12 protein-coding genes are annotated in these 15796 nt (G+C 71.5%); 5 read left to right on the top strand and 7 right to left on the bottom strand.

All coding sequences use genetic code 11. The features are described 5' to 3' along the window. Positions 1 to 107: 107 nt before the first annotated feature. Together M4D82_RS12075 and M4D82_RS12080 are read left to right on the top strand one after the other, a co-directional pair. Entirely contained in the window at positions 108 to 674 is a 567-nt protein-coding gene (locus M4D82_RS12075; protein ID WP_249766055.1) for a CGNR zinc finger domain-containing protein, read from the top strand. A 274-nt stretch (positions 675 to 948) separates the two neighbouring features. Further along, positions 949 to 4281 (top strand): S8 family serine peptidase, encoded by a 3333-nt coding sequence (locus M4D82_RS12080; protein ID WP_249766056.1) that lies wholly within the window; start codon positions 949 to 951, stop codon positions 4279 to 4281. 108 nt (positions 4282 to 4389) lie between these two features. Here the strand turns inward: M4D82_RS12080 and M4D82_RS12085 are convergent, their stop codons facing one another. After that, complete coding sequence (locus M4D82_RS12085) at positions 4390 to 5901, bottom strand: M28 family metallopeptidase (protein ID WP_249766057.1); 1512 nt, start codon at positions 5899 to 5901, stop codon at positions 4390 to 4392. A gap of 263 nt (positions 5902 to 6164) precedes the next feature. Here M4D82_RS12085 and M4D82_RS12090 point away from each other — a divergent pair, with 263 nt between their 5' ends. After that, the gene (locus M4D82_RS12090) at positions 6165 to 7196 is read left to right on the top strand and encodes an aspartate-semialdehyde dehydrogenase (RefSeq protein ID WP_249766058.1); all 1032 of its coding nucleotides are present in this window, start codon (positions 6165 to 6167) and stop codon (positions 7194 to 7196) included. A 91-nt stretch (positions 7197 to 7287) separates the two neighbouring features. Here the strand turns inward: M4D82_RS12090 and M4D82_RS12095 are convergent, their stop codons facing one another. After that, positions 7288 to 7785 carry a DUF1203 domain-containing protein gene (locus tag M4D82_RS12095; protein WP_249766059.1) on the bottom strand — a complete coding sequence of 166 codons (498 nt, stop codon included), beginning with the start codon at positions 7783 to 7785 and terminating at the stop codon, positions 7288 to 7290. A 139-nt stretch (positions 7786 to 7924) separates the two neighbouring features. Between M4D82_RS12095 and pepN the strand changes: the two genes are divergently transcribed. Next, complete coding sequence (gene pepN / locus M4D82_RS12100; RefSeq protein ID WP_249766060.1) at positions 7925 to 10504, top strand: aminopeptidase N; 2580 nt, start codon at positions 7925 to 7927, stop codon at positions 10502 to 10504. Between the two features lie 55 nt (positions 10505 to 10559). Here the strand turns inward: pepN and M4D82_RS12105 are convergent, their stop codons facing one another. Genes M4D82_RS12105 through M4D82_RS12120 form a run of 4 tightly spaced genes read right to left on the bottom strand, consistent with a single transcriptional unit; the run spans position 10560 to position 14757 of the window. Beyond that, complete coding sequence (locus M4D82_RS12105; RefSeq protein ID WP_249766061.1) at positions 10560 to 11462, bottom strand: LysR family transcriptional regulator; 903 nt, start codon at positions 11460 to 11462, stop codon at positions 10560 to 10562. Positions 11463 to 11472: 10 nt separating this feature from the next. Next, the gene (locus tag M4D82_RS12110; RefSeq protein ID WP_502988907.1) at positions 11473 to 12426 is read right to left on the bottom strand and encodes a DMT family transporter; all 954 of its coding nucleotides are present in this window, start codon (positions 12424 to 12426) and stop codon (positions 11473 to 11475) included. 41 nt (positions 12427 to 12467) lie between these two features. Continuing rightward, positions 12468 to 13400, bottom strand: a complete 933-nt coding sequence (locus M4D82_RS12115) for an EamA family transporter (RefSeq protein WP_249766062.1) — start codon at positions 13398 to 13400, stop codon at positions 12468 to 12470. A 37-nt stretch (positions 13401 to 13437) separates the two neighbouring features. Beyond that, positions 13438 to 14757 (bottom strand): MFS transporter, encoded by a 1320-nt coding sequence (locus tag M4D82_RS12120; protein ID WP_249766063.1) that lies wholly within the window; start codon positions 14755 to 14757, stop codon positions 13438 to 13440. Positions 14758 to 14862: 105 nt separating this feature from the next. On the opposite strand from M4D82_RS12120, the gene M4D82_RS12125 reads away from it, so the two are divergent. Next, entirely contained in the window at positions 14863 to 15399 is a 537-nt protein-coding gene (locus tag M4D82_RS12125) for a MarR family winged helix-turn-helix transcriptional regulator (RefSeq protein WP_249766064.1), read from the top strand. Positions 15400 to 15555: 156 nt separating this feature from the next. On the opposite strand, the gene M4D82_RS12130 is transcribed toward M4D82_RS12125, so the two are convergent. Continuing rightward, positions 15556 to 15795, bottom strand: a complete 240-nt coding sequence (locus tag M4D82_RS12130) for a hypothetical protein (protein WP_249766065.1) — start codon at positions 15793 to 15795, stop codon at positions 15556 to 15558. Position 15796: the final 1 nt, after the last annotated feature.

Here is a 15796-nt window from a genome sequence, read left to right on the forward strand (position 1 = left end):
CCGGAGGCCCCGGAATCTCTAACCTTCTAATTCGAGATTAAGAGTTAGAGACGAACCCGTCAACCGGTCACGTACTCTTGAGGGGTTAGCGGCACGAGGAGACGGACATGACGGCAGGCCCCACGGACCCCCGCCCCCTGGTGGGCGAGCCGATCTCGCTCGACCTGCTGAACACGCGCTGGATGCGTGAGGGCGAGCCGGTCGACCTCTTCGCGGGCGCCTTCGGGCTGACCCGGCTGGAGGGGCTGGGCCTGTGGCTGGCGAGCGTCGGCCTGGCCGACCGGTTCCGCGCCGACGCCGCGACCCTCGTCCACCTGCTGACCGCGCGCGAGTCGCTGGCCCGCGCGGTGGCCGACCCGACGGACGCGGGCGCGCGCGCCCTGGTCGACGCCGTCCTGGAGCACGGCCGGATCCGGGCCACCCTCACCGCCGAAGGGCCGGGCGAGCGCGCCGAGTTCGCCGATCCCGCCTGGGGGCCGGCCTGGACGGCGGCCCGCGACTACCTGGAACTGCTGAGCGGCTCGCCCGACCGGATCCGCAAGTGCGCCTCGGAGAGCTGCGTACTGCACTTCCACGACACCTCGCGCAACGGCACCCGACGGTGGTGCTCGATGGCCGTGTGCGGCAACCGCGCGAAGGCCTCCCGGCACTACGCGCGCACGCGCGTGCGCTGAACGATCGGAATGTGTCACACCCGTGGTGAGACGGGTCCCCACTCCGGCCGGAACCTGAGGCCGCGTTGTCGATAAATCGACTCGGATAACCCTTCACTTCGCCCCGGGCTGCCCGGATATCTCCCCGCCGGCGCTTTCTACGCATCGGCGGGTTTCCGCCATGTCAGGTATCGGTCAATGACAACCGTCCCCAAACAGCTGTCACTTGCGCAAAGCTGACCGGTCATCCGGCACCGAAATCCGGACCGTATCTTTCACTTAGCCAGGGATGCTGATGACCCTCGACTCCACCGGCTCCACTACCGGGGCGATACCCGCCACCAGGCGCGTGGCCCGCGTCGCGGCGGCGGCCGGCCTCGTGGCGGCGCTCTGCGCCACCGGCGCCATGCCCGTCTTCGCGGCGGACGGCACCACCGCCCCCGCCACCCCGCCGGTCAAGTCGGCCGACCAGAAGCTCGGTTCGGCCGACGTCGAACTGCTCCAGGAGGCCAAGGCCAAGGGTGACGCGACCGTCACCGTCATGGTCGCGACCGCCCCCGGACAGACCAAGCAGGTCGCCGACCAGCTGGGCACCGTCCAGGGCGCCTCGGTCGGCCGGACGTACGACCGGATCGGTTACGTCCGCGCCACCCTGCCGACCGACAAGGCCGAAGCCGCGCTGAAGTCGGCCGTCAAGCTCGACTCCGTCCGCGGTGTCGACCTGCGCCACGAGGTCCGGCTTCCGGACCCCCGTCCGGACGCGGACCGCGAGAGCGGCACGGTCAAGAAGACCGCCGCCGAGACGTACGCGGCGCCGGACAAGAACACCCCGGCGAAGAACCCGTACAACCCGTCGTTCGAGACCGGCTCGGTGGACTTCGTCGCGAAGAACCCGAACGCCGACGGGCGCGGCGTGACCATCGGCATCATGGACTCGGGCGTCGACGTGGGCCACCCGGCGCTGCAGAAGACCACCACCGGCGAGCGCAAGATCGTCGACTGGGTCACGGCGACCGACCCCATCACGGACAACGACGGCACCTGGCGCGCCCAGGTCACCCCCGTGACCTCCGCCGGCGGCTCCTTCACCGCCGGTGGTGCGAGCTGGAAGGCGCCCGAGGGCAGCTTCCAGTGGAGCCGCTTCACCGAGTCGATCACCGCCAACGGTGACATGAAGGGCGACGTCAACCGCGACGGCGACACCAGCGACCGGTTCGGCATGCTCTACGACGCGGTCGCCGGGACCGTCCGCGTCGACACCGACCAGGACAACGACTTCACGAACAACGAGCCGATGAAGCCGTACAAGGACGGCTATCAGATCGGTTACTTCGGCTCGGACAACCCGGCGACCGAGGTCGCCGAGCGCATCCCGTTCGTGATCGAGATCCGCAAGGACGTCCCGATGGACCCGCTGGGCGGGGACTGGGTCGGCAAGAAGGTCGACTTCGTCAACATCGGCATCATCGAGTCCGAGCACGGCACGCACGTCGCGGGCATCACCGCCGCCAACGGCCTCTTCGGCGGCCGGATGAACGGTCAGGCCCCGGGCGCCAAGCTGGTCTCCTCGCGCGCCTGCTCCTGGTCCGGCGGCTGCACCAACGTCGCGCTGACCGAGGGCATGATCGACCTCGTCGTCAACCGCGGCGTCGACATCGTCAACATGTCGATCGGTGGCCTGCCGGCGCTCAACGACGGCAACAACGCCCGTTCCGAGCTCTACAGGAACCTCATCGACACCTACGGTGTCCAGCTCGTCATCTCGGCGGGCAACGAGGGTCCCGGCGTCAACACCATCGGTGACCCCGCTCTGGCCGACAAGGTCATCTCGGTCGGCGCCGCGGTCTCCAAGGAGACCTGGGCCGCCAACTACGGCTCCGGCGTGAGCAAGAAGTACAACATGTTCCCCTTCTCCTCGCGCGGTCCGCGTGAGGACGGCGGCTTCACGCCGACCATCACCGCCCCCGGCGCGGCCATCAACACCATCCAGACCTGGCTGCCCGGCGCCCCGGTGAAGGAGGCCGGCTACAACCTGCCGGCCGGTTACGGCATGCTCCAGGGCACCTCGATGTCCTCGCCGCAGGCCGCGGGCGCGAGCGCCCTGCTGATCTCCGCCGCGAAGCAGAACAACATCGCGCTGAAGCCGGCGAACCTGCGCGTCGCGCTCACCAGCTCCGCCAAGAAGATCGACGACGTACCGGCCCACGCACAGGGGTCCGGTCTGCTCAACGTCCCCGCCGCCTGGGAGGCCATCCAGCGTGGCGCCAAGGCCGAGGAGTTCACCGTCAAGGCGCCGGTCGACACCGCGATCGACCAGTTCCTGAAGACCCCGGGCTTCGGCACCGGCGTCTACGACCGCGAGGGCGGCCTGAAGGTCGGCCAGAAGAAGGTCTACGACGTCGTCGTCACCCGCACCACCGGCGTCAAGTACGGCACCCGCCACAACCTGAGCTGGCGCACCAACGACGGCACCTTCAAGGTCATCGGCGGCTACGACTACGTCACGCTGCCGCTGAACAAGCCCGTCACCATCAAGGTCGAGGCCAACGCCAAGTCGGCCGGCGTCCACAGCGGCATCCTCCAGCTCGACGACCCGACCACCGAGGGCATCGACAAGCAGGTCCTGTCCACGGTCGTCGCCGCCGCGCCGCTGGCGAAGCCGTCGTTCAAGATGTCGGACACCTCCTCCGTCCAGCGCAACAGCCACAAGTCGTACTTCGTGACCGTCCCGCAGGGCGCCAAGACCCTTGAGGTCGCCCTCGGCGGTCTGAAGCCGGGCAGCCAGACGCGCTTCATCTCGATCCACCCGTACGGCGTGGGCGTCGAGGACAGCGCGACCACCCAGTGCTACCCGAACTACGACAACCCGGCGAACGCCTGCCGCCCCGACCTGCGCTCGTACAACGAGCCCACCCCGGGCGTCTGGGAGATCGAGGTCGAGTCGCGCCGTACGTCGCCGCTGCTCGACAACCCGTTCACGCTGGACATCTCGGTGCTCGGCGCGAACTTCGACCCGGCCGTCAAGGTCCTGCCCGAGGTCAAGCAGGGCACGCCGGCGCCGGTCCAGTGGACCATCAAGAACGACGCCGCGACCATCGCCGGCGGCAAGCTCCAGGGCGGCCCGCTCGGCAGCGCGAAGGTCGCCAAGCCGACCATCGCCAACGGTGAGACCCACACCTCCGAGGTCACGATCGGCGAGGGCGTCTCGCGCCTCGACGTCGCCATCGGCAAGGTCTCCGACACGGGCGCGGACCTCGACCTGGAGGTCTACAAGGACGGCGTCAAGGTCGGCTCCGCCGCCGACGGCGACTCCGAGGAGGCCGTGAGCCTCGTCAAGCCGGCCGCGGGCACCTACACCGTCAAGGTGATCGGCTACGCGGTTCCGGCCGGCACCACCACGTACGACTACCGCGACGTGTTCTTCTCGGCGGCCCTGGGCTCCGTCCAGGTCGACGAGGCCGCCGCGGTGAACCTCGCCACCGGCGCCTCGACGCAGGTCTCGGCGAACGTCCTGGTCAACAGCGCGGCCCCCGAGGGTCGCCAGTTCTTCGGCCAGGTCCAGCTGCTCAACGGCCGCGGCACCGCCGCCGGCACCGGCAGCGTGCAGATCGAGAAGGTCCTCCCGTAAGGGTGTGATCGCATGACGGAGGGGCGGGCGCCACACCGGCGCCCGCCCCTTCGTCGTTCCCCCGCCCCCCTCGGAGTTCCCCGCCCCCTCGGACCGGGCCGGCCTACGTCACTTCCCGAGCGAGCTCAGGTCCCGGGCGTAGGTGCCCACCGCGTGGGCGATCACGTCGAGGTTGGTGTCGAAGGCCTTGAGGTCGAGGTTCCTCAGGTCGTCCCCGGCCCCGTGGTAGTTCGGGTCGTACGCCGCCCCGGCCGTGCCGCCGTAACGCTTCGCCTGCTCCGGGGTCTTGATGCCCTCGGCGCCCGTGAAGGTGCCGCCGGCCGGGATGCCGTTCGCGATGAACGGGCCGTAGTCGGAGCGGCCGTCGAAGTCGCTGCCCTCGTGCGGAATGCCCTTGCGGTCGAGGAAGCCGTTGATCAGCGCCTCGATCTGCGCCGAGCCGGCCGGGCCCGCGCCCTCGCCGGTCTTGTCGGAGTCGTCGCCGTCGTAGACGAACTGCGCCGGGTTCGGCGAGGCGATCATGTCGAAGTTCAGGTAGAGCGCGATGTCCTTCTTCTGCCGGTCGGACAGCTGAGCGACATAGTGCTCGGAGCCCAGCAGGCCCAGCTCCTCAGCCGACCACCAGGCGAAGCGGACCTTGTTGGCGGGCTGCTTGCCCTTGTCCTTCTTGTTGGCGTCCTTCTTGTTCGCGCCCTCGTCCGCGAGCTTGAGGGCCACCTCCAGCAGGCCCGCCGAGCCCGAGCCGTTGTCGTTGATGCCCGGTCCCTCGGGAACCGAGTCCAGGTGGGCCCCCACGGTCACCACCCGGTCGGCGCGACCGCCTCGGGTCTCGGCGATGACGTTGCGGGTGGTCTTCTTCACGTGCTCCTGGTCGAGGTCCAGGCGCACCTTCACCTCGCCCTTCGCGGCGGCCCCGGCCAGCGCCTCCCCGTCGGCCAGGGTGATGCCGGCGCTCGGGATGACCGCCTCGGCCGGGGAGGAGAAGCCGCCGCGCACCGGGGTGGTGCCGCTGTGGTTGTAGACGATCACGCCGAGGGCGCCGGCCGCGGCGGCGGCCCTCTCCTTCTCCACGAAGGTGCAGGCACCGCGCTTGACCAGGGCGATCTTCCCGGCGAAGGCGCCGGCCGGGTAGTCGTCGGCGGTGCAACCCGGGGTGTCGTCCACCCGGGCGAGGGCGAGCGGGGCGCTCAGGCCGCCGGCCGGGGTGGACGGCGTGAAGGTGAAGGCTGCGGTGGCGAGCTCGCGCCCGCCGTCGCCGAGGACGGTGGTCCTCTCCGTCCGCGTGTGCGCCTCGAAGATGTCGAAGTCCTGGTAGGAGACCTGGTAGCCGGCCTTCTTCAGGGTGTCGTGGACGTACGCGGCGGAGGCGGCGTGGCCGGGGGTGCCGGCGGCGCGGTTGCCGCCGTTGGCGTCGGCGATCTTCTGGAACTTCTCCAGGTGGCGGTAGGCGCCGCGCGCGGTGACCTCCTCGACCAGCTCCTTGGCGAGCCTGCCCTCGCGCGGACCGCGCTCGTGGGCCGACGCCGGCGCGGCGGCGATCAGGACGGGTGCGGCGACGGCGGCGGCCGCGAGGGCGGCGAGGGCCGGTATGGACCGGCGGTGGTGGCGGATGTCCCGCACGGTGGTTCTCCCCGAGGTGTCGGCATGTCGATCTCTGGTACGCCGCATCCGGATTCCGGACGCGACAGAACGGACGCTAACCGGCCCTGACCAGGCAAAACGGTCGTCCGGGGGTCCTGCAACACGGCTGTCACGCACTCGTCACGGGGGTTCACACCCGGGACACCGTCCGTACCTCGGACAATGGATTGGACAAGCCTCGTGGGGTCGAACGCATGATGGCTTCACGCGCGCCCGCGTCGTACGTACCAAAAGGAGTCACCGTGAGGGTCGGAATCGTCGGAGCCACCGGACAGGTCGGCGGAGTCATGCGCGGCATCCTGGCCGAGCGGAAGTTCCCGGTGGACGAGCTGCGGCTGTTCGCCTCGGCCCGTTCGGCGGGCTCCACCGTGGAGTGGCAGGGCCGGGAGATCACCATCGAGGACGCCTCCACGGCCGACTACTCCGGGCTGGACATCGTGCTGTTCTCGGCGGGCGGTGCCACCTCGCGCGCCCTCGCGGAGAAGGTCGCCTCGCAGGGCGCCGTCGTGATCGACAACTCCTCCGCCTGGCGCGGCGACCCCGAGGTGCCGCTGGTCGTCTCCGAGGTGAACCCGCACGCGATCAAGAACCGCCCCAAGGGCATCATCGCGAACCCGAACTGCACCACCATGGCCGCGATGCCGGTGCTGCGTCCGCTGCACGAAGAGGCCGGCCTGACCGCGATGGTCGCCACCACCTACCAGGCCGTGTCCGGCTCGGGCCTGGCGGGCGTCGCCGAGCTCAAGGGCCAGGCCTGCGCGCTCTCCGAGACGGCCGACCAGCTGACCTTCGACGGCGAGGCCCTCGACTTCCCCGAGCCGCAGGTCTACAAGCGCCCGATCGCGTACAACGTGGTCCCGCTGGCGGGCAACCTGGTCGACGACGGCTCCTTCGAGACGGACGAGGAGCAGAAGCTCCGCAACGAGTCCCGCAAGATCCTGGAGATCCCGGAGCTGAAGGTCTCCGGCACCTGCGTGCGCGTGCCCGTCTTCTCGGGCCACTCCCTCCAGGTCAACGCCCGCTTCGCGCGTCCGCTCTCCGTCGAGCGCGCCTACGAGCTCCTCGCGGACGCCCCGGGCGTCGAGCTGTCCGAGATCCCGACCCCGCTCCAGGCGGCCGGCAAGGACGCCTCGTACGTGGGCCGCATCCGCGCGGACGAGACCGTGGACAACGGCCTCGCCCTGTTCCTCTCGAACGACAACCTCCGCAAGGGCGCCGCCCTGAACGCGGTCCAGATCGCCGAACTCGTCGCCGACGAGCTGCGCCAGGGCTGATCCCGCCCGAGGTCTCACGCCCGTGGGGCGGCGCCGCGACGGCGCCGCCCCTCGGTGTGTTCGGGACGGGCGGTGTGTTCGGGCCCGGCGGTCAGGGCCTGCGGACCTCGAAGAGGAAGCAACCGAACTCGACCGCCCGCACGTGGACGAGAGCGGTCGCCGGGTCGGCGAAGGCCTCGGCGAGGGCGTCCTCGATCACCGCGGCCCCATCCTCGCCGAGCGTGAGGACCCGACCACCGAGGATCCGTCCCCCCGTGTCGTAGCGGCGGGCGGCGCGCAACGCGCCCGGGTGGGCGAAGGGCGGGCCGGCTGCCTCGGCCGGGCCGCCGCAGTCCGTGCCGTGGATGAACACCGGGCCCTGTTCGTCGTAGGCGCCCGGATCGACGCCCGCGCCGGCGGCCCAGCGGCGCAGCGGTGCGTACGAGACCAGCGCGATCCGCTCGCCGGCCCGGCCGCGCCGCAGACAGCAGCGCAGCGGAGCGCCGCCCTCCGGATCGGTGTACGGGTGGCAGGGGCGGCCGGCGTCGTCGCGCGAGCGCAGTTCGGCGAGCGCGTCGGGGGCGATGGGGAGCGGGATGTACGGGTTCACGCACCTCAGGGTGGGTGCCGGGGCGTGGAGGAGCCGGCGGGAATCGGACGCGGCGTTCGCCCGTGGATTACTCCGGCGCGGTGGCGCGGGCCGCGTGGAAGGATGGCGGGGCAACGTCACCATCAAAGGAGATGACCGCGTGCCTGGCACGAATCTCACCCGTGAAGAGGCTCAGCAGCGGGCGAAGCTGCTCACCGTCGACTCGTACGAGATCGAACTCGATCTCAGCGGTGCGCAGGAGGGCGGCACGTACCCGTCCGTGACCACCGTGCGCTTCCAGTCGGCCGAGGCCGGCGCCGAGACCTTCATCGACCTGGTCGCGCCGGCCGTGCACGAGGTCGTCCTGAACGGCAAGTCGCTCGACGTGGCCGCCGTCTTCCGCGACTCGCGGATCGCGCTGAAGCACCTCGCCGCCGGGCCCAACGAGCTGCGCGTCGTCGCGGACTGCGCGTACACGAACACCGGTGAGGGCCTGCACCGCTTCGTCGACCCGGTCGACCAGCAGGCCTACCTGTACACCCAGTTCGAGGTGCCGGACGCGCGCCGCGTCTTCGCGAGCTTCGAGCAGCCCGACCTGAAGGCGACGTTCCGGTTCACGGTGACGGCCCCCGAGGGCTGGACGGTCATCTCGAACTCCCCGACGCCCACCCCCAAGGACCGCGTCTGGGCCTTCGAGCCCACCCCGCGCATCTCCTCGTACATCACCGCGCTGATCGTCGGCCCGTACCACGCGGTGCACAGCTCCTACGAGGGCCCGGACGGGCAGTCCGTCCCGCTCGGCATCTACTGCCGGCCCTCGCTGGCCGAGTTCCTCGACGCGGACGCGATCTTCGACGTGACCCGCCAGGGCTTCGACTGGTTCCAGGAGAAGTTCGCGTACGACTACCCGTTCGCCAAGTACGACCAGCTCTTCGTCCCGGAGTTCAACGCGGGCGCGATGGAGAACGCGGGCGCGGTCACCATCCGCGACCAGTACGTCTTCCGCTCGAAGGTGACGGACGCGGCGTACGAGGTGCGTGCCGAGACCATCCTCCACGAGCTCGCCCACATGTGGTTCGGCGACCTGGTCACCATGGAGTGGTGGAACGACCTGTGGCTGAACGAGTCCTTCGCCACGTACACGTCGATCGCCTGCCAGGCGTACGCCGAGGGCTCGAAGTGGCCGCACGCGTGGACCACCTTCGCCAACTCGATGAAGACCTGGGCGTACCGGCAGGACCAGCTGCCCTCCACGCACCCGATCATGGCCGACATCCGTGACCTGGACGACGTCCTCGTCAACTTCGACGGCATCACCTACGCCAAGGGCGCCTCGGTGCTCAAGCAGCTGGTGGCCTACGTCGGCCAGGACGCCTTCTTCAAGGGCGTGCAGGCGTACTTCAAGGCGCACGCCTTCGGCAACACGCGCCTGTCCGATCTGCTGGGCGCGCTGGAGGAGACCTCCGGCCGCGACCTGACCGCCTGGTCGAAGGCGTGGCTGGAGACGGCCGGCATCAACATCCTGCGCCCGGAGATCGACACCGACGAGAACGGCTCCGTCACCTCCTTCGCGATCCGCCAGGAGGCCCCGGCCCTGCCGGCGGGCGCCAAGGGCGAGCCGGTCCTTCGTCCGCACCGCATCGCGGTCGGCCTGTACGAGCTCCAGGACGGCAAGCTGGTCCGCACCGACCGGATCGAACTGGACATCGACGGCGAACTGACGGCGGTGCCGGAGCTCGTGGGCCGCGCCCGCCCGTCGGTCGTGCTGCTCAACGACGACGACCTGTCGTACGCCAAGGTCCGCCTGGACGAGGTGTCGCTCGCGAACGTCACCGCGCACCTGGGCGACTTCACCGAGTCGCTGCCGCGCGCCCTGTGCTGGGCCTCGGCGTGGGACATGACCCGTGACGGCGAGCTGGCGACCCGCGACTACCTGGCGCTGGTGCTGTCCGGCATCGGCAAGGAGTCGGACATCGGCGTCGTGCAGTCCCTGCAGCGTCAGGTGAAGCTGGCCGTGGACCTGTACGCCGACCCGGCGTGGCGGGAGCAGGGCCTGGCGACCTGGACCGAGGCCACGCGGGAGCACCTCCTCGCGGCCGAGCCGGGCGGCGACCACCAGCTGGCGTGGGCCCGCGCCTTCGCGGCGACGGCCCGGACCAAGGAGCAGCTCGCGTACCTGGCGGCGCTGCTGGACGGCTCCGAGACGATCGAGGGCCTGGTCGTGGACACCGAGCTGCGGTGGGCGTTCCTGGAGCGGCTCGCCGCGACCGGGACCGTCGACGAGCCGGCCATCGCGGCCGAGCTGGAGCGCGACGCCACGGCGGCGGGCGAGCGCCACGCGGCGACGGCGCGGGCCGCGCGTCCGACGGAGCGGGCCAAGGCGGAGGCGTGGGCCTCGGTGGTGGACTCCGGCGACCTGCCGAACGCGGTGCAGGAGGCGGTGATCGGCGGCTTCGTCCAGACCGACCAGCGCGAACTGCTCGCGCCGTACGCGCGGAAGTACTTCGAGCGGGTCAAGGAGGTCTGGGACACCCGCAGCCACGAGATCGCGCAGCAGGTGGCGGTGGGCCTGTACCCGTCGCTCCAGGTCTCGCAGGAGACCCTGGACGCCACGGACGCCTGGCTGGAGTCGGCCGAGCCGAACGCCGGTCTGCGCCGTCTGGTGTCGGAGGCCCGCGCGGGCGTGGAGCGCGCCCTGCGCGCCCAGGCCGCCGACGCGTCCGCCGCGACGCGCGCCTGATCCTCCCCGGGGTGGGGGCGCGGTCCGCGCCTCCACCCCCGCCTCCACCCCGGCTTCACGACAGCTTCGTGGCGGCCGTGCGCAGGGCGTCGAGGACCCGGGAGACCGCCGGGCCGGCCTCGGCGCCGCGCCGCAGGGCGGCGATCACGTGCCGGGTCGGCCGGTCGTACGTGAGGACCCGTACGGTCACCCCCGAGGCCCGGCTCGTCACCATGCGCGGCACGAGCGCCACCCCCATCCCCGCCTGCACCATCGCCAGGATCGCGGTCCACCCGGCCGCCTCGTGCGCCCGGCGCGGCACGAACCCCGCCGCCTCGCACGCCCCGCGCGTGATCTGCGACCAGGGCCCGCTGCCCCCGTAGATCCACCGGTCCCCCGCCAGGTCGGCCAGCCTGAGGTCGGGTACGCCGGCCAGCGGATGGTCGGGCGGCAGGGCCACGTCGAGCGGGTCCTCCAGCAGCGTGACCCGCGTGAAGCGGGGATCGCCGCCCACCGGCGCGTGCGCGGCCAGCGACAGCGCGAGGTCCACCGACCGGGCCGACAACAGCTCCCAGGACTCGGCGGCCTCCGTCTCGTGGACCCGTACCTCCAACCCCGGGTGGCTGCGCCGCAGGGCGGCCACGGCCGGGACGACCAGGACCGGTACGGCCGTGGAGAAGGCCCCGATCCGCACCTCGCCCGCCTCGCCCGCGAGGTAGCCGGACAGTTCGGCGTCGGCCCGCTCCAGCTGGGCGAACACGGCCTCGGTGTGCCGCAGCACGAGCCGGGCCGCGTCGGTGAGCCGCACCCGTCGCCCCTGGGCCTCCAGCAGCGGCACCCCGACCTGCCGGGCGAGGTTGGTCAGGGCCTGCGAAACGGCCGAGGGCGTCATGTGCAGCGCCTCGGCCGTCGCGGTCACGGTCCCCCGGTCGGCCAGGGTCCGCAGGATCCGGAGTTTCTTCAGGTCCCATTCGGTCACGGGACCGAAACTACCTCCGGGTGACACTCGACAGTCCGACACCGCCGAGGATCAGCGCCATGCACAGCAGTTGGGCCGGGCCGGTCTCCTCGCCGAGGAGCAGCAGGCCGAGGCCGGCGACGCAGACCGGCTGGAGGTAGTAGACGACGCCCGCGCGGGCCGCCCCGATGAGGGTGATGGCCTTGTTCCAGGCGAAGAAGGCGACGGCGGAGGAGAACACACCGATGTAGAGGAGCTGTCCGATCGTCCCCGGGGTGGGTGCGAAAGCGCCCTGGACGGTGAGGGAGACGGCGTAGGCGGGGGCCAGCATCAGGGCGCCGAGCACGAAGGTGGTGATCAGGAAGGCGAGACCGCCGATCTCGACGGGCTTGCGCTTCAGGAGCGCGCTGTAGGTGGCGAAGGAGAGGGCCGCGCCGAACATCCACAGGTCGCCGGCGCCGAAGTCGAAGCCGATCGACCCGTCACCGACCAGCAGCAGGACGCCGAAGGCGGCGATCAGCATCCCGAAGGTGCGGCGGGCGCCGAGCCGTTCGCCGCCGAGGCGGGCGTAGCAGGCCATGATGACCGGCGAGGCGGCCATGATCATGCCCATGTTGGAGGCGGAGGTGGTCAGGCCGGCCTGGTGGACGAGGGTGTTGTAGAGGGTGACGCCGAAGAAGGTGGCGAGGGCGACGTAGCCGAAGTGGCGGCGGATCAGGGCCCGCTGGCGCCAGGCCTGCCGGGCGGCGAACGGGGAGACGGCGACGGCGGCGATGACCCAGCGCCAGAAGACGGCCTGGACGGGCGGGACGGTGTCCGCCATGCCCCGGGTGGCGACGAAGCTGCCGGACCAGACGACCGTCGCGACGAGGGCGAGCAGTACGCCGAGCCCGGCGGCCCCCGTGACCTTCCCCGTACCGGCGCGCGCGGGCCGGCGCTCCTGTCGCGGTTCTTGTGTGACGGTACGGGCGTCCTGGACGGCCACGGGCGGTGTCCCCCTCGGGGTGGGCGGTGGGCTTGGCCGGACTACCGTCGCACCTTCGCAATGCCCAGGTCCATCGAAACATTTCGATTGATTTCTTCAGTTGAACTGAACGATTCCTTGGCGGGCCGGCCCGGCAGCTGTCCGACGACGGTGGCGCCGAAGGCGATCGCCATGCCCACCAGCTGGACCGGGGTCAGGGCCTGGCCGAGCGCCGCCCACCCGATGACGGCGGCGGTCAGCGGGGACAGCGGGCCGAGCAGGGTGACGGAGGTGGCGGTGAGCCGGCCGAGGCCGCGGAACCAGAGCCAGTAGGCGATGCCGGTGTTGATCAGCATCATGTAGCCGTAGCCGAGGAAGGCCTCGCCGTCGAGCGCGGGCGGTGCCCCCTCGATGACTGCGGCGACCGGGATGATGACCAGCCCGCCCGCGGTGAGCTGCCAGCCGGTCACGGCCAGCGGGCCGACGCCCTCGGGCCGCCCCCACCGCTTGGTCATCACGGTGCCGGCGGCCATGGAGGCGGAGGAGACCACACCGGCGATCACCCCGACGAGATCGAGCGCGGCCTCGGCCTTCAGCACCACCATGCTCACGCCGAACGCCCCGGCGACGGCGGCGAGTACGGTGCGCGCCTTGGCCCGCTCCCCCAGGAGCAGGGCGGCGAGCCCTACGACGAACAGCGGCCCGGCGGCGCCCAGTACGGCGGCGACCCCGCCGGGGAGGCGGTAGGCGGAGAGGAACAGGAGCGGCATGAACGCGCCGATGTTGAGGGTGCCGAGCACGGCCGACTTCCACCACCACTCGCCCTTGGGCAGGGTCCGGGAGAGGGCGACCAGCAGCAGTCCGGCGGGCAGGGCGCGCATGGCCGCGGTGAACAGGGGGCGGTCGGCCGGCAGGAGTTCGGTGGCGACGAAGTAGGTGGATCCCCAGGAGATCGGGGCGAGCGCGGTCAGGGCGACGGTGGCGAGGCGGTTCACGGTGACTCCTCGTACGGCTCGGAAGGGGAGGGCGGGCTCAGGCGGTGACCGCGGCGGGCCGGGCGGGCCGGGCGGGCGTCGGCTTCGGCGCTTCGGCGTACACGGCCTCGGCGGGCAGGTGCCGCTCCAGCCGGAGCAGGGCGCAGGCGGCGCCGAGGGCGGCCACTGCGAGGACGGCCCACGGCAGCCGGCCGTCGACGGCGAGCAGCGCCGTGAACAGGGACGGGGCGAGGGCGGTGGCCAGGGAGTACGACAGCTGGTAGGTGGCGAGGTAGCGGCCGCGGACGGCTTCGGGGGCGGCCGAGACCGACAGGGCGCCGCCGGACGGGCTGTGGATCAGTTCGCCGAGGGTGTAGACGACCACGATGGCCAGGAGGGCGACGAGGGTGACGGTCTGTCCGGGGCGCAGGGTGCCCAGGACGATCTGGGCGACGAAGGCGGCGGCGAACAGCAGCGAGCCGAGGGCGGCGGAGCGGGTGCGGCGGGCGCCGGAGCGGCGGACCCGGCCGGCCACGAGGACGCCGATCCCGGCGCACAGGGCGGTGTTGACGGTGAAGGCGGCGCCGGTGAGGGAGTCGGGGCCGCGCAGCCAGGTGGCGATGTAGAGCGGGAAGAGGACGGACAGGGCGGCGTAACCCAGCGCGGTGAGGAAGTTGGCGGCGGTCAGGCCGAGGAAGGGGCGGTCGCGCAGCACCATCCGGTAGCCGGCGGGCTGCCGCCGGGCGGAAGCGGAAGCGGAAGCGGTAGCAGGAGCAGGAGCGGCGGAGTCGTCGCGGACCGGGCGGACCCGAGCGACGAGCACTCCGGCGAGGGCGAAGGCCACGGCGTTGCCCCAGGCGGTGTAGTGGAATCCGCCCGTGCCCCACAGGGCGAGGACCCCGGAGACGAGGAGGGCGCCCGCGCCCATCCCGGCGTTCTGCAGGGCCCGCAGGGACGCCTGGAGCCGGTCGCGGGCGGCGCCGCGCGCCACTTCCCCGATCAGCGACTGCTGAACGACGGGGAAGGAGCGGTCGGCGAGCGCGGTGAACAGTGCGACGGCGGCGAAGGCCGGCAGGGAGCCCGCGAAGGGGTACAGGGCGAAGCCGAGGGCGCGTATCGCGTAGAGGACCAGGTTGACCCGGCGGGCGCCGAACCGGTCGACGGCGGAGCCGGCGAGCGGCATGAAGGCCAGCCCGGCCAGGCCGGTCGCGGTGAGGACCAGTCCGACGAGGGCGAAGGAGAGGCCGGTGACGTGGTGGAAGAAGACCAGCGAGAAGGGGATGTACATGCCGATCCCGATCGAACTGATCCCGACGCCGACGAGCAGGGACCTTTCCCCGGCCACGCGCGGCTCCCGCGACTTCGCGAACACCTTCATCACTCACTCCCCCAAGTAGATCACTTGTAAGTAGCTTACCGCTAAGCTACTTACCGTCAAGCAACTTTCTTGCGAACAAGGAAGTGGAACCCGGATACTTCCGCCATGACCGAGGCAGAGGCACACCAGGCAGAGGTACACCAGGCAGAGGCACCCAAGGACGCCGTCGACGCGATCATCGACCAGTGGTACGCGGTGCGACCGGAGCTGGAGACCGCACCCATGGCCGTCTTCGGCCGGATCTATCGGATCTCCAAGGCCATGGGCGACGCGATGGAGGCCGCCTACGCCCGCTACGGGCTCACCCGCGGCGAGTTCGACGTCGTCGGCACCTTGCGCCGGTCGGGAGCCCCGTACACCCTCTCGCCCCGCCAGCTGTCCGCCACGCTCATGCTCACCACGGGCGGCATGACGGGACGCCTGGACAAGCTGGAGAAGGCCGGGCTCCTCACCCGCAGCCCCGATCCGCACGACCGGCGCGGGCTCCAGGTGACGATCACCGAGCGCGGCCTCGCCCTCATCGACGAGGCGGTCACGGCGGGCCTGGAGGTGCAGCGCTCCGCGCTCACCGGCTTCGAGCCCGCGGAGATCGAGCTGCTGACGGGCCTGCTCCGCAGACTGCTGGCCGACGTCCCGGCGTAACGCGGCACGCGTCCGGGCCTGACGCGGCACGCGTCCGGGCACGACAAGGCGCCGGAGGTCACGCGAGCACGGACGGCGCCGGCTCCGCGGACCTCCGGCGCCCGGAAGTCTGGGAAGGAGGGACCGTCCGGCCGGACGGTCCCCGAGGGGGCTGGGTCAGCCCGCGTTCTGCTGCTTGCGCGACTTGTCGCCGACCATCACGAGACCCGCGATGACCAGGAACAGCACGATCGGCGCGGCCACGTACAGGCCGAGCGTCTCGCCAATGCTCAGGCCCGGACCCGGGTCGTCGCCGTCGTCGCGGGTGACCGCGAGGGCGGGAGACGTCATCAGCAGCATCATCAGCGTCGATCCGGCCGTGACGGCGCCGGCGCGCAGAGCGTTCTTCTTGTCCACG

Source organism: Streptomyces sp. RerS4, from assembly GCF_023515955.1.
GTDB lineage: Bacteria > Actinomycetota > Actinomycetes > Streptomycetales > Streptomycetaceae > Streptomyces.

What these genes read in the sequence shown, in the direction of transcription:
- M4D82_RS12075 (WP_249766055.1), top strand. Translation starts at nt 108, where the DNA reads ATGACGGCAGGCCCCACGGACCCCCGCCCCCTGGTGGGCGAGCCGATC.
- M4D82_RS12120 (WP_249766063.1), bottom strand. Translation starts at nt 14,757, where the DNA reads ATGAAGGTGTTCGCGAAGTCGCGGGAGCCGCGCGTGGCCGGGGAAAGG.
- M4D82_RS12125 (WP_249766064.1), top strand. Translation starts at nt 14,863, where the DNA reads ATGACCGAGGCAGAGGCACACCAGGCAGAGGTACACCAGGCAGAGGCA.
- M4D82_RS12080 (WP_249766056.1), top strand. Translation starts at nt 949, where the DNA reads ATGACCCTCGACTCCACCGGCTCCACTACCGGGGCGATACCCGCCACC.